Genomic DNA, 13110 nt, shown 5'->3' on the forward strand with positions numbered 1-13110 from the left:
ACTCGTTGCGACTGCCCCGAGCCGACTCGGGGCCTCGGCCGCGCACCCGCAGACGTCAGCCCGCCGTCGTCGACGCCGTCGGCTGTGCGGAGCCGGACGGTGTGACCTTGCAGCTGGGCTGCTCGGCCATCGCCTCCTTGACGTCGCCCTTCTCCAGCCGCTTCAGCGCCTCCGTGCCGTTGTCGCTCTGCTTGCCGACCTCCTTGGTCTGAAGGGCGACCTCCTTCAGGCCCTTGGCGAACTTGCCCTGGTCCTTGGTGTTGAGCCCGTCGACCTTCTTCTTCAGGTCGGCGTACGACGTGGAGAGGCCGGCGAGGTTCTTGGCCGCGTCCTGCTGGAGCCTGGCGCCGCCGTCTATCCCGGGAGGCGCACCGGCGCTGTCGAGGGCATCGGCGAGCGCCTTGTAGCCCTCGGCCATGTCCTGGAACGCCGTCGCGTACGTCTTCTGGGCGTCCTTGGGCGGGAGGTTGGTGTCCGTGGCGATGGCCGCGATCGAAGCGTTGGCCGACCTGATCTTCGCGTCCTGCGCGGGCACCGCGTCGCACACCGTCTTGGCCCAGGACACCAGCTTGGGGTCGGGCCCCTTGTCACCGCCGTCGCTGCACCCGGACACCGCCACCACCAGTACCGCACCGCCGGACAGTGCGGCCGCGAGCTTCTTGTTCACCGGATTGGTCCCTTCCATGGCTCTCGGCCCCCGGAATCTACACGGCGGACGCACTCCCTCCCCCCGCCGGGGGAGGCATAAGTCAGGTTTTGTGATCTTTCACGCCATGGGAGAGAAGGCTCACGACGTGGGCGAGCCCACAGACGACAAGCGGGCGGGCGGCGTCAGCACACGCCGCCCGCCCGCCCGTGAGCAGGGATTTCTTGCTGCGATCTACGAAACCACCGCGGCGTCCGGCGGGTTGGCGACCCGCCCGGCGCTGTCGTCGTCGCTGACGGCGATCCCGCGCCGCTTGGAGATATACACGGCCACGACGATCACCAGCAGCGCGAGGATGGCGACACCGATCCGCACCCCGAGGTTCTTGTCGTCGCCGTAGGAAAACTTGATCACTGCCGGTGCGATGAGCAGCGAGACCAGGTTCATGACCTTCAGCAGCGGGTTGATCGCGGGTCCGGCGGTGTCCTTGAACGGATCGCCGACCGTGTCCCCGATCACCGTGGCCGCGTGGGCCTCGCTGCCCTTGCCGCCGTGGTGGCCGTCCTCCACCAGCTTCTTGGCGTTGTCCCAGGCGCCGCCGGAGTTGGCGAGGAACACCGCCATCAGCGTGCCCGCGCCGATCGCGCCGGCGAGGTAGGAGCCGAGCGCGCCGACACCGAGCGTGAACCCGATGAAGATCGGCGCCATGACGGCGAGCAGACCGGGCGTGGCCAGCTCCCGCAGGGCGTCCTTGGTGCAGATGTCGACGACCTTGCCGTATTCGGGCTTCTCGCTGAAGTCCATGATCCCGGGCTTCTCACGGAACTGCCGCCGCACCTCGAACACCACCGAACCCGCCGACCGCGACACCGCGCTGATGGCCAGTCCGGAGAAGAGGAAGACGACCGCGGCGCCCGCGATGAGGCCGACGAGGTTGTTGGGCTGCGAGATGTCCAGGGACAGGCTGAGCGGCGCCCCCGGCCCGGTGAGCTTCGCGCCGACGTCCTGCACGTTGGTGGTGATCGCGTCGCGGTACGACCCGAACAGCGCCGACGCGGCGAGGACGGCGGTGGCGATGGCGATGCCCTTGGTGATGGCCTTGGTGGTGTTGCCGACCGCGTCCAGGTTGGTGAGCACCTGCGCGCCCGCGCCCTCCACGTCTCCGGACATCTCGGCGATGCCCTGCGCGTTGTCGGAGACCGGCCCGAAGGTGTCCATGGCGACGATCACGCCGACCGTGGTGAGCAGCCCGGTGCCGGCCAGCGCGACCGCGAACAACGCCAGCATGATCGACGTACCGCCGAGCAGGAACGCGCCGTACACCCCGAGCCCGATGAGCAGCGCGGTGTAGACGGCGGACTCCAGGCCCACCGAGATGCCGGAGAGGACGACGGTGGCCGGGCCGGTGAGGGAGGTCTTGCCGATGTCCCGCACCGGACGGCGGTTGGTCTCGGTGAAGTAGCCGGTCAGCTGCTGGATGACGGCGGCGAGCAGGATGCCGATGGCCACCGCGACCAGCGCGAGGATGCGCGGATCGCCGTCCTTGCCCCTGATCGCCGCGTCGGTGACGCCGTCGAGGGCGGAGTACTTCGACGGCAGGTAGACGAAGACCGCGACCGCGACCAGCGCCAGTGAGATCACCGCGGAGATGAAGAAGCCGCGGTTGATCGCTGACATGCCGCTGCGGTCGGCCCGGCGCGGGGCGACCGCGAAGATGCCGATCATCGCCGTGATCACACCGATGGCGGGCACCAGCAGCGGGAACGCCAGCCCGGAGTCACCGAAGGCGGCCTTGCCGAGGATCAGCGCGGCCACCAGGGTCACGGCGTACGACTCGAACAGGTCGGCCGCCATGCCCGCGCAGTCGCCGACGTTGTCGCCCACGTTGTCGGCGATGGTCGCGGCATTGCGCGGGTCGTCCTCCGGAATGCCCTGTTCGACCTTGCCGACCAGGTCGGCGCCGACGTCGGCGGCCTTGGTGAAGATGCCGCCGCCCACCCGCATGAACATCGCGATCAGGGCGGCGCCGAGGCCGAAGCCCTCCAGCACCTTCGGCGCGTCGGCCGCGTACACCAGCACCACACAGGAGGCGCCCAGCAGGCCGAGCCCCACCGTGAACATGCCGACGACGCCGCCCGTGCGAAATGCGATCTTCATCGCCGTGTGCGAGACGGTGGTGAGATCCTTTTCCGGCTCGCCTTCCGCCGGAGTTGCTTCCCGGGCCGCCGCGGCGACCCGCACATTGCTGCGCACGGCGAGCCACATGCCGATATAGCCGGTGGCCGCCGAGAACGCCGCTCCGATCAGGAAGAACACCGAGCGACCGGCCCGCTGATTCCAGTCGTCCGCGGGCAGCAGCATGAGCAGGAAGAAAACGACGACGGCGAATACGCCGAGCGTGCGCAGCTGCCGGGCGAGATACGCCTTGGCACCTTCCTGGACCGCCTCGGCGATCTTCTTCATGCTGTCGGTGCCCTCGCCGGCCGCCAGCACCTGGCGGACCAGGATCCCCGCGACCACCAGCGCGGCCAGGGCGACCGCCGCGATGACGGCGACGATGATCCTGTTGTCGTCGGTCAGGACCGCGGCTGCGAGGGGCGTGAGGTGATCCGACTGAGGAGTGGAAAGCCCCGCCATTCGTCCTCCTTGACGCTTGGGCTGAGCTCAAGATGTGGACGGATTGTAGGTACCGTCGAGTGAGTCTAGACAGGGGACGGTAAACGGAATTGGCCTGCGTGTACATACAGCAAACTCAAACAACGTAATGCCCTAAAGCCATTGTCGGCCACCCGGCACTTGATCAAATTACCACGGTTTTGATCGTGAATTCGTTCACGAATTCCCCGTGGTGGCCGCACAAACACGACAGGGGCCCTGCTCGGCAGGGCCCCTGTGCGCTTGTCGGGTGGTTTTCGGCGGCTACGGCCAGTCGAGTGAGACCGGTCGGCCGGACCAGGTGAGCGAGATCGAACAGACGAGATCAGGCGGGCTGGATCAGACGGGCTGGATCAGGTGAGCGCCGCGGCCGACGGCGCGGTCGGCCAGGTCATGCGGATCAGGCCACCGTTCTGCCCGGTGGTGACCTCCACGTCGTCGACGAGACCGCTGATGACCGCGAGGCCCATCTCGTCCTCCTCGGCCTCCGCCTCGGCTTCCTGCCCGGCGCCCGGCGTGCCGCCGCCCGGGGCGGCATGCGGAGCCTCGTCGCCGACCTCGATGGAGAACTGTTTCTCCTCTTCGATCAGCGCCACCTTCACCGGTGCCGTGACGCCACTGTTCTGGTGGAGTCCGACTGCGCGGGAGCATGCCTCTCCCACGGCCAGCCGCACCTCGTCCAGGACGGCCTCGTCCACTCCGGCCCTGCGCGCCACCGCTGCCGCCACCAGCCGGGCGGTCCTGACGTGCTCGGGCAGCGCGCTGAAGCGGAGTTCGACGGTGGCCATGCATCCCCCTCGCGACTACGGGCGTGCGGTCGGGGGCGGGGCCGCCGAGCGCCCGCACCCCCTGGTGTACATCTGTATTCCGGGCCGCCACATCGGCATCGGCCCAGGACGGGACCGGCCGACGACCGGGCCCCGGCAGGAGCCCGACGCCGGCGACCGGTCCGGGATCGGTCGGCGACCGATCAGTCGGTGGCCGCCACCGCTTCCTCGACCGTGGTGTGGATCGGGAACACCTTGGTGAGGCCGGTGATGCGGAAGATCTTCAGAATGCGCTCCTGGTTGCAGACCAGACGCAGCGAGCCCTCGTGGGCACGAACCCTCTTCAGGCCGCCGACCAGGACGCCGAGCCCGGTGGAGTCGAGGAAGTCCACGCCTTCCATGTCGACGACGAGGTGGAAATTCCCGTCGTTCACCAGCTCGACCAGCTGCTCACGCAGCTTGGGCGCGGTATATACGTCGATTTCGCCACCGACCTCGACGACCGTACGATCGCCGACGGTACGGGTCGACAGGGACAGGTCCACGGATCCTCCAGCACCTTGCTATCGAGCGGTCGCCCCTCGGGCACCTCGCTTGCGGCCCCCGGGACGTTTCGCCAGCCGCGATGGCATTCAATCACTTACCGGCAGGCGTGCACGACGCCTTGGCTCCATTGTCCGTCACGCCAGTGACACACTCGGTGCCGATGGCCAAGAATCACCGATCCGATCGACCCCAGGCCCGCCCGGCCTCCCGCCCGTCTCCGGGCACGGTTCTGGACCGGCTCACCGCCGGGCCGAGCCGGGCTGCGCGCATCACTCATACGGAGCACTTGCCCCCGCGCGCGGGCCGCCATGCCGTCTGGCCTGACCGGATTCGGCCCGAAGTGATCGCGGCCGTCCAGGCGTGCGGCATCGAGCACCCCTGGGCGCACCAGGCACTGGCCGCCGAGCACGCCCTGGACGGCGACTCGGTGGTGGTCGCCACCGGCACCGCCTCCGGCAAGTCCCTCGCCTACCTCGTGCCCGTCCTGTCCACCCTCCTGGACGGCGCGGAAGCCCCGAACGGCCGTGGTGCCACCGCCCTCTACCTGTCCCCCACCAAGGCGCTCGCGGCGGACCAGTGCCGGTCTGTGAAGGAACTTTCACAACCCCTCGGCACATCGGTACGACCGGCCGTGTACGACGGCGACACCCCGTTCGAGGAACGGGAGTGGATCCGCCAGTACGGCAACTACGTCCTCACCAACCCGGACATGCTGCACCGCGGGATACTCCCCTCCCACCCCCGCTGGTCCTCCTTCCTGAAATCGCTCAAGTACGTCGTCGTCGACGAGTGCCACACCTACCGGGGCGTCTTCGGCTCGCACGTCGCCCAGGTCCTGCGCCGGCTGCGCCGCCTGTGCGCCCGCTACGGCTCCTCCCCCGTGTTCCTGCTGGCCTCGGCGACCGCCGCCGAGCCCGCGGTCGCCGCCCGCCGGCTGACCGGCCTGCCGGTCGTCGAGGTCGCCGACGACGCCTCCCCGCGCGGAGAGCTGGTGTTCGCCCTCTGGGAGCCCCCGCTCACCGAACTGCACGGCGAGAGGGGCGCACCCGTACGGCGTACCGCCACCGCCGAGACCGCCGACCTGCTGACCGACCTCACCGTGCAGGGTGTGCGCTCGGTCGCCTTCGTACGCTCCCGGCGCGGCGCCGAGCTGATCGCGGTCATCGCCCAGGAGAGACTCGCCGAGGTCGACCGCTCCCTGGCCCGGCGTGTCGCGGCGTACCGCGGCGGCTACCTCCCCGAGGAGCGCCGTGCCCTGGAACGCGCACTGCACTCCGGCGAACTCCTCGGTCTTGCCGCCACGACCGCCCTGGAGCTGGGCGTGGACGTCTCCGGCCTGGACGCGGTGGTGATCTCCGGCTACCCGGGCACCCGAGCCTCCCTGTGGCAGCAGGCCGGCCGCGCGGGCCGCTCCGGCCAGGGCGCCCTCGCGGTCCTCGTCGCCCGCGACGACCCGCTGGACACCTTCCTCGTCCATCACCCCGAGGCCCTGTTCGACCAGCCGGTGGAATCCACGGTGCTCGACCCCGACAACCCCTACGTCCTCGCCCCGCACCTGTGCGCCGCCGCCGCGGAGCTGCCGTTGACCGAGGAGGACCTGGACCTCTTCGGCCCCGCCTGCGCGGACGTCCTGCCGCAGCTGGAGGCCGCGAAGCTGCTCCGCCGGCGCACCAGGGCCTGGCACTGGACCCGCCGGGAGCGGGCCGCCGACCTCACCGACATCCGCGGCACCGGCGGCCGTCCGGTGCAGGTCGTCGAGGCCGGCACGGGCCGCCTGCTCGGCACGGTCGACGCGGGCGCCGCGCACTCCGCCGTCCACGAAGGCGCCGTCCACCTGCACCAGGGCCGCACCTATCTGGTGCGCTCCCTGGACCTGGAGGACTCCGTCGCCCTGGTCGAGCAGGCGGACCCGCCGTACTCGACGGTCGCCCGCGACACCACGTCCATCGCCATCCTGGAGACGGACACCGAGATCCCGTGGGGCGCCGGCCGCCTGTGCTACGGCTCGGTGGAGGTCACCAACCAGGTGGTCTCCTACCTCCGCCGCCGCCTCATCACCGGCGAAGTGCTGGGCGAGACGAAGCTCGACCTCCCTCCTCGTACGCTGCGCACACGCGCGGTGTGGTGGACGGTCACCGAGGACCAGTTGGACGAGGCCCGGATCACCCCGGAGATCCTCGGCGGCTCCCTGCACGCCGCCGAGCACGCCTCCATCGGCATGCTGCCCCTCTTCGCGACCTGCGATCGCTGGGACATCGGCGGCGTGTCCGTGCCCCTGCACCCCGACACCCTCCTCCCCACGGTCTTCGTCTACGACGGCCACCCCGGCGGCGCCGGATTCGCCGAGCGCGCCTTCCACACCGCCCGCGCCTGGCTCACCGCCACCCGCGAGGCCATCGCCTCCTGCGAGTGCGAGGCGGGCTGCCCGTCCTGCATCCAGTCCCCCAAGTGCGGCAACGGCAACGACCCACTGCACAAGAGGGGCGCGGTACGACTGCTCACGGTGCTGCTGCGAGGGGCGCCGGAGGGGACGGGCGCTGGGGAATCGGGGGAGAGCAGGCGCGGGGGCTAGCGACACGGCTCGGGAGCGCCGGGATGCCGGGACACCAGGCCACCGGGCCACCAGGCGGTGGGCCACCGCAACGCCAGGCGGTGGGGCCGCCAGGGTGCCGCTCGGGGCAGCCGGCATGACCTGGAAGCCGTCCGGGGCATCGGGCGGTGTGGCCCGGCAGGGCCTGGGAGCCGCAGTCAGGCGGCCGGGTTCAGGACCTGTCCGGCACGGCACCGGAGTCGCCCCGGACACCCGGCGGCACAGCCGGCAAGCCGTCCGGGACACCGGGCGGCCCACCCAGAGAGCCACCCGTGGTGCCAGGCGGCCCGACCACTGAGCCACCCGCGGCGCCGGAAACCGCGGACCCGTCCGTCACGCCGGGCGGTACGGCAGCCGCCGGTCCCGCTCTCGCTCTGACCTCCGCCGTGAACGGCCCCCTTCCTGCGGCCACCGTCACCTCGGACGTGTCGCCCACGATCGCGCACCGCACCAGCCGTACTCCCTGGGCCGCCGCCAGCCGTTCGGCCCGGGCGCAGGCCGCCGTGCCGCCCTCGGCCCAGTGGTCCGCCGCCGCGAGCGCGGCCAGGTCGGCGCCGCCGGCCGCCCGGTGTCGTACGACGACGGCCTGCCCGAGAGCGAGCACGGCGCCGAACACCACACACAGCACGGCGATCGCCCCCAGGCTCCAGACGGTGGCGGATCCACGGTCAGAGCCCGAAGGCCGGTCCGGCTGCGCGTGCCCACCGCACCGCGACCCCTCGCGCTCCCCTCCCCGGGTCCCCCATCGACCGCCGGCCCGCACCCGTTCGCCGGTCGGCCCGCCCCGGCGTCTCATGGCCCCTCCTCCCTCGGTCCCACCGTGTCCTCGGCGAGGGCCACGGCCTCCTCCCGGACCTCGAACGGCAACCCGCTCAGCACCGGTGGCTTGGCCGCCACCGTCACCCGGACCCGGTCGCCCTCGCGCGCGACGGTCACCCGCGCTCCCCTCGGCGCCGCTTCCCGGGTCACCGTCACCACCGCCTCGGCCGGGTCCTGCCGGGCGGCGGCCCGGGCGCCCGCTCGGGCCGCGTCCACGCACTCGATCCGCGCCGCCACCACAAGCAACCCCCAGACCAGCGCCATCGTGAACGCCACCAGCACGGACAGCACCACGGCCGCCTCCGCGGTCACGAACCCACGGTCCCCACCTCGCTCACATCCGCGCACTGAGGGCCTTCTTCACGATGGCCTGCAACTCCGCCTGGACCTGGCCGCTGGTGACGACCTTGTAGAGCAGCAACGCGAACCCGACGGCCGCGATGATCCCCATGGCGTACTCGGACGTCACCATTCCGCCGTCCCGACGGCAGGCTTCACGCACCCGGACCGCCACTTTCCTGATCTTCTCGAACATTTCAACCCCCGTGAGGCTTTTGGTCTTTGTCGCTAGTTGTCGTTCGTTCTCGTTCGTCGTCGCTAGTTGCCGCTCGTCGTCGTTCGTCGCGCTTACCTGGCGTCCGCGTACCGGCCCGCTCTCCTCGCCCTCACCTCCCTCCCATCACCCCACCCGCCAGCCCGATCACGACCGGCAGCACGCCGACGGCGATGAACGCGGGCAAGAAGCACAGGCCGACCGGCGCCGAGATCAGTACGCCCGCCCTGTGCGCCCGGACCGTCGCCGCACGGGCCCACTCCGCACGCGCGTCCGACGCGAGCCGGGCGACCGGGCCGGCCGCGGGCAACCCGGACTCGTCGGCCCGCTCCAGCAGCCGCGCCAGCGCACCGGCACCGGCACCGGGCAGCGCCGCCAAGCTCCGCCAGGCGTCAGCCGGTTCGCCGCCGAGCCGGACCTCCGCCGCGCCCCGCGCCAGCGCCTGCCCGACGGGTCCGCCAAGGGCCTCCCCCACCGCCTGGGCGGCGATCACCGGACCGGCACCAGCCGCGATGCAGGCGGCCAGCAGATCGGCGTCGAGCGGGAGTTGGCGCGCGGCCCCGGCCGTATCGGCCACCTCTTGCTGTCCGGCTGCCGCCTGACGGCCCCGCCACCGCCACAGCACCACGCCCACGCCCAGCCCCAGCACCACACCGACGACCCCGCCGACCAGTACCCAGACACCACACGCCGCGCCGGCCGTCGACACCCATCGCCGCCGAACGATGTCCGGAATCGTCAACTGGGCCGTACGATCAGGCACTTCGAAGCCCAGCAGATCGGCCACCCGGCGCCGCGCCCGACGCCGCCGTCGCGCCAGCTCCAGCCGCCGGACACCCCAGCCGAGGACCAGCACCACGACCACCGCCGTCCCCAGCCTGTGGATGACTTCCCCAGTCATGCCGCACACCCCTTCCCCGCCATTCGGCCATTCGGCCGTTCGGTCTTCGGCCGTTCGGTCTTCGGCCGTTCGGTCTTCGGTCTTCGGTCACTCGGGCTATTCGCCACATACGCACGGCGCACCTCACCCGGCCTCCGCCCCCCGCACGATCCGCATCGCCCACCACATCCCGGCCGTCTCGAACACCGCACCGGCCGTCAGACAGCCGAGACCCGCGCCGCTGTGCAGCAGCACACGCAGCGGGTCCGCCCCCATGGCCGTGCCGAGGAGCAGCCCGAGGACGGGCAGTGCGGCGAGCAGCACCGCGGTGGCCCGGGCACCCGACAACTGGGCGCGTACGTCGGATCGCTGATCCCGTTCGGCGCGCAGGGCCCCGTCCAGCCGGTCCAGGCCGGTGGCGAGTCCGGCGCCCTGGTCCACGGCCACCCGCCAGCACGCGGCGAGTCCGAGCAGGCCCTCCGCCCCCGGCTGCCGGGCGGCCACGGCGAGCGCGCCGGGCACGTCTCCGCCGAACCGGGCCGCGGCCACCACGGCGGCCTGTGCGTCGCCGAGTCCGCCGGAGTCCCGCGCGGCCCGCAACAGCGCCTCCCCCGGCTGCCGTCCCGCCCGCACCTCCCCGGCGAGCCCACCGCACAGGGCGATCACCGCGTCGGCCCGCCGCTCCCGGGTGAGCCGGACCTGCCGGGCCAGCCGCATCCGGCGCAGGACGGGCACCCCGGCGGCCCCCGCGACCACCGGAATCACCGAGGCACCCAGCAGGGCGATCCCCAGACCGGCGACGAGCGCCCACCACTCGGCTCCCCATCGGCCGTGCTGCCGGCGCAGTTCCGCGCGGAACCGCTCCCAGACAGGCGGTCCCGTCGTCACCACCCCGCCCCCCGCCAGCAGCAGCCGCGCCCGCCGCATCCCGTAGTGCCGCCCGCCCAGCAGCCACACCAGCGCGCCGAGACAGACCAGCGCGGCCCCCATGGACGTCTCACCGATCACTTCCGTCACTCCTCTCATCACTGCTGACCTCGACCGATCCGCCGAAGCTCACTGACCCGCTACTCATCCGCCGACGAACTGATCTGCCACTCATCCGCCGAACGAACTGATCTGCCGAACGCCCCCGAACGCACCGTCCCCGCCTGCATGCACCACCCGCATGCACCGCCGCATGTACCGCCCCGCCCGAACGCACTCGCCCCACCGATCCCCCTGGCCGGACCAAACGGCCACCACCCCCACTCGCCGCCCGCCCGCCGTGCCACCCCTCAGTCGTCCCCGCGCTCCCCCGCGTCCCCCAGCAGGTGCCGCAACCGCCCCCACCCCCGCTCCCGCACGAACGCCCGCTCGCCCCAGCGCAGGGCCGGTACCGTCCGCACCAGCCCGGTGGTGTCCCGCTCCAGCACGTGCACCTCGGCGATCCGGCGCCGCCCGGACCGGTCCCGTACGAGGTGCACCACCACGGACAGGGCCGCCGCCAACTGGCTGTGGAGCGCGGCCCGGTCCAGCCCGGCGGCCGTGGCCAGCGCCTCCAGCCGGGCCGGCACATCCGCCGCCGCGTTGGCGTGGACCGTGCAACATCCGCCTTCATGACCGGTGTTGAGGGCCGCGAGCAGATGCACGACCTCGGGGCCGCGCACCTCGCCGACGACCAGCCGGTCCGGCCGCATCCGCAGCGCCTGCCGCACCAGGTCCTCCAGGGTGACCAGACCGGCGCCCTCCTGGTTGGCGGGCCGGGTCTCCAGCCGGACGACGTGCGGGTGGTCCGGCCTCAGCTCGGCCGAGTCCTCGGCGAGCACGATCCGCTCGCCGGGTCCGACGAGCCCGAGCAGTGCGCTGAGCAGGGTCGTCTTGCCGCAGCCGGTGCCGCCGCTGACGAGGAAGGACAGCCGGGCGTCGAGCAGCGCCCTCAGGATCCGGTCGCCGCCGGGTGGCACCGTGCCGGCCGCGACGAGCTCTTCCAGGGTGAAGGCCCGGGGCCGTACCACCCGCAGGGCGAGGCAGGTGCAGCCGACGGCGACCGGGGGCAGCACCGCGTGCAGCCGGGTGCCGTCGGGCAGCCGGGCGTCCGCCCAGGGCCGGGCGTCGTCCAGCCTGCGTCCGGCCACGGCGGCCAGCCGCTGCGCGAGGCGTCGTACGGCAGCCGCGTCGGGGAAGGTCACCGGGGTCAGCTCCAGGCCGCCGCCGCGGTCCACCCAGACCCGGTCCGGGGCGGAGACCAGGACGTCGGTGACGTCCGGGTCGGCGAGCAGGGGTTCCAGGGGACCGGTGCCGACGAGTTCGGACCGCAGGTGCGCGGCGGCGCCGAGGACTTCCGCGTCGCCGAGCACCCGGCCCTGTTCGCGCAGGGCCTGGGCCACGCGCGCAGGCGTGGGTTCGGCGCCGCTCTCGGCGAGACGGCGGCGGACGCCGTCGAGCAGGGCCGCGCCGTCGGCCCGGTCGAGTCCGGGCAGCGTCATCGGATGCCTCCCGTCTCGACCAGCGCCCGCTCCCAGAAGTGCGTGCAGAAACGGGCGAGCGGTCCGCGTCCGGTCGCGCCCGGCGGTTTCGCGCCACCCCGCGGGCGCAGCAGCGCCGGTTCGACGGGCACCTCGCCGGCCAGCGGCAGGCCGAGCAGCCGGGCCACCTCGTGGTCGTCCAGGCCGGGTGCGTACGGCCCGCGAACCGCGACCCGCAGGTCCCGCACGACCATTCCGACGACGGAGGCGACGCGGCCGGCGGCTGCGACGGCCCGCAGCTCGGCCGGGACGACGAGCAGGGCCATGTCGAGCTGGGCGAGGGCCTCGGCGACCCCGTCGTCGAGGCGTCGGGGCAGGTCGACGACGACCGTGCCGCCGCGCCGCCGGGCGGCTGCCAGCACCGCACGGACCGCGGGAGGCGGAACGGCGACGCAGTCGCCGCGGTCCCAGCTGAGCACGCGCAGGGAGTGCAGCTCGGGCAGTGACTCCTCCAGGGCGCCGCCGCCGACCCGGCCCCGGGAGGCGGCGAAAGCGGGCCAGCGCAGCCCTTCGGCGCTCTCGCCGCCGAGGAGTACGTCGAGCCCGCCGCCCAGCGGATCGGCGTCCACCAGGAGGGTGCGCAGTCCCTCACGCGCGGAGGTGACGGCGAGCGCGCAGGCGAGCGTGGACGCGCCGGCTCCGCCCCGGCCGCCGATCACCCCGACGGTGAGGGCCGGGCGGCCGATGCCCTCGGCGACGTCGGCGATGCGATCGACCAGCCAGGGTTCGCCGTCGGGGAGCATCAGGACGTGGTCGGCGCCGATCCGGACGGCTCGTTTCCACACCCCCGGGTCGTCCTGGTCGCGGCCCACCAGCACCACTCCGGGCCGGCGCGCGGCGCCGCACATCCGGTGGGCGGCGTCGTCGCCGACGAGTACGAGCGGGGCGACCGCCCAGCCGTCGCCGGACTCCGGTACGGCGTGGTGGACCTCGGGTGTGGCGCCCGCCGCCGCGCACAGGCGCAGCAGATCGTCCAGGAGGACGGCGTCCTCGGTGACGATGAGCGGCCGTCCGGGCCGGTCTGCGGGGCCGGGCGGCGGGTCGTGGGTGACGGTTCCGGTCACGGGTGTTCCCCCTTCGCTGCATGGGCCGCGCAGCCCCTGCGACCACGCGATTTCCCAAAGGTGTGAAGAACCGGCAAGCGGCC

General features: G+C 72.7%; 12 protein-coding genes. 1 reads left to right on the forward strand and 11 read right to left on the reverse strand.

All coding sequences use genetic code 11. From position 1 onward, the window contains the following. Positions 1 to 55: 55 nt before the first annotated feature. The 4 genes from IE294_RS26410 to bldG all read right to left on the reverse strand — a co-directional run bounded on the left by IE294_RS26410 (position 56) and on the right by bldG (position 4613). On the reverse strand, positions 56 to 667 hold the full coding sequence (locus IE294_RS26410; protein WP_229917353.1) for a small secreted protein: 612 nt from the start codon (positions 665 to 667) through the stop codon (positions 56 to 58). Positions 668 to 880: 213 nt separating this feature from the next. Further along, entirely contained in the window at positions 881 to 3283 is a 2403-nt protein-coding gene (locus IE294_RS26415) for a sodium-translocating pyrophosphatase (protein WP_189890153.1), read from the reverse strand. Positions 3284 to 3654: 371 nt separating this feature from the next. Beyond that, the gene (locus IE294_RS26420) at positions 3655 to 4089 is read right to left on the reverse strand and encodes an ATP-binding protein (protein ID WP_189890154.1); all 435 of its coding nucleotides are present in this window, start codon (positions 4087 to 4089) and stop codon (positions 3655 to 3657) included. A gap of 182 nt (positions 4090 to 4271) precedes the next feature. Beyond that, complete coding sequence (bldG, locus tag IE294_RS26425) at positions 4272 to 4613, reverse strand: anti-sigma factor antagonist BldG (RefSeq protein ID WP_014674042.1); 342 nt, start codon at positions 4611 to 4613, stop codon at positions 4272 to 4274. 80 nt (positions 4614 to 4693) lie between these two features. Here bldG and sftH point away from each other — a divergent pair, with 80 nt between their 5' ends. After that, a complete protein-coding gene (sftH, locus tag IE294_RS26430) occupies positions 4694 to 7186 on the forward strand; it encodes a DEAD/DEAH box helicase (RefSeq protein WP_189890156.1) in 2493 nt (830 codons plus the stop codon). A gap of 190 nt (positions 7187 to 7376) precedes the next feature. Here the strand turns inward: sftH and IE294_RS49765 are convergent, their stop codons facing one another. The 7 genes from IE294_RS49765 to ssd all read right to left on the reverse strand — a co-directional run bounded on the left by IE294_RS49765 (position 7377) and on the right by ssd (position 13027). Further along, positions 7377 to 7832 carry an Rv3654c family TadE-like protein gene (locus IE294_RS49765; protein WP_373315851.1) on the reverse strand — a complete coding sequence of 152 codons (456 nt, stop codon included), beginning with the start codon at positions 7830 to 7832 and terminating at the stop codon, positions 7377 to 7379. 164 nt (positions 7833 to 7996) lie between these two features. Then, the gene (locus IE294_RS26440) at positions 7997 to 8335 is read right to left on the reverse strand and encodes a TadE family type IV pilus minor pilin (RefSeq protein ID WP_189816849.1); all 339 of its coding nucleotides are present in this window, start codon (positions 8333 to 8335) and stop codon (positions 7997 to 7999) included. A 22-nt stretch (positions 8336 to 8357) separates the two neighbouring features. Beyond that, the gene (locus IE294_RS26445; protein WP_014674039.1) at positions 8358 to 8495 is read right to left on the reverse strand and encodes a DUF4244 domain-containing protein; all 138 of its coding nucleotides are present in this window, start codon (positions 8493 to 8495) and stop codon (positions 8358 to 8360) included. Between the two features lie 193 nt (positions 8496 to 8688). Then, complete coding sequence (locus tag IE294_RS26450; RefSeq protein ID WP_189890162.1) at positions 8689 to 9477, reverse strand: type II secretion system F family protein; 789 nt, start codon at positions 9475 to 9477, stop codon at positions 8689 to 8691. 123 nt (positions 9478 to 9600) lie between these two features. After that, on the reverse strand, positions 9601 to 10482 hold the full coding sequence (locus IE294_RS26455) for a type II secretion system F family protein (protein ID WP_373315852.1): 882 nt from the start codon (positions 10480 to 10482) through the stop codon (positions 9601 to 9603). Between the two features lie 251 nt (positions 10483 to 10733). Next, complete coding sequence (locus tag IE294_RS26460; protein ID WP_189890164.1) at positions 10734 to 11924, reverse strand: TadA family conjugal transfer-associated ATPase; 1191 nt, start codon at positions 11922 to 11924, stop codon at positions 10734 to 10736. After that, entirely contained in the window at positions 11921 to 13027 is a 1107-nt protein-coding gene (gene ssd / locus IE294_RS26465) for a septum site-determining protein Ssd (protein ID WP_189890166.1), read from the reverse strand. The genes IE294_RS26460 and ssd overlap by 4 nt, the downstream gene beginning before the upstream one ends. Positions 13028 to 13110: the final 83 nt, after the last annotated feature.

The sequence above is a fragment of the Streptomyces canarius genome (assembly GCF_014650735.1).
Classification (GTDB): Bacteria; Actinomycetota; Actinomycetes; order Streptomycetales; family Streptomycetaceae; genus Streptomyces; species Streptomyces olivaceoviridis.

Coding starts and splice junctions, on each gene's coding strand:
- IE294_RS26415 (WP_189890153.1), bottom strand. CDS start 3,283: ATGGCGGGGCTTTCCACTCCTCAGTCGGATCACCTCACGCCCCTCGCA.
- IE294_RS26420 (WP_189890154.1), bottom strand. CDS start 4,089: ATGGCCACCGTCGAACTCCGCTTCAGCGCGCTGCCCGAGCACGTCAGG.
- sftH (WP_189890156.1), top strand. CDS start 4,694: ATGGCATTCAATCACTTACCGGCAGGCGTGCACGACGCCTTGGCTCCA.
- IE294_RS26445 (WP_014674039.1), bottom strand. CDS start 8,495: ATGGTGACGTCCGAGTACGCCATGGGGATCATCGCGGCCGTCGGGTTC.
- IE294_RS26450 (WP_189890162.1), bottom strand. CDS start 9,477: ATGACTGGGGAAGTCATCCACAGGCTGGGGACGGCGGTGGTCGTGGTG.
- IE294_RS26455 (WP_373315852.1), bottom strand. CDS start 10,482: ATGAGAGGAGTGACGGAAGTGATCGGTGAGACGTCCATGGGGGCCGCG.
- IE294_RS26460 (WP_189890164.1), bottom strand. CDS start 11,924: ATGACGCTGCCCGGACTCGACCGGGCCGACGGCGCGGCCCTGCTCGAC.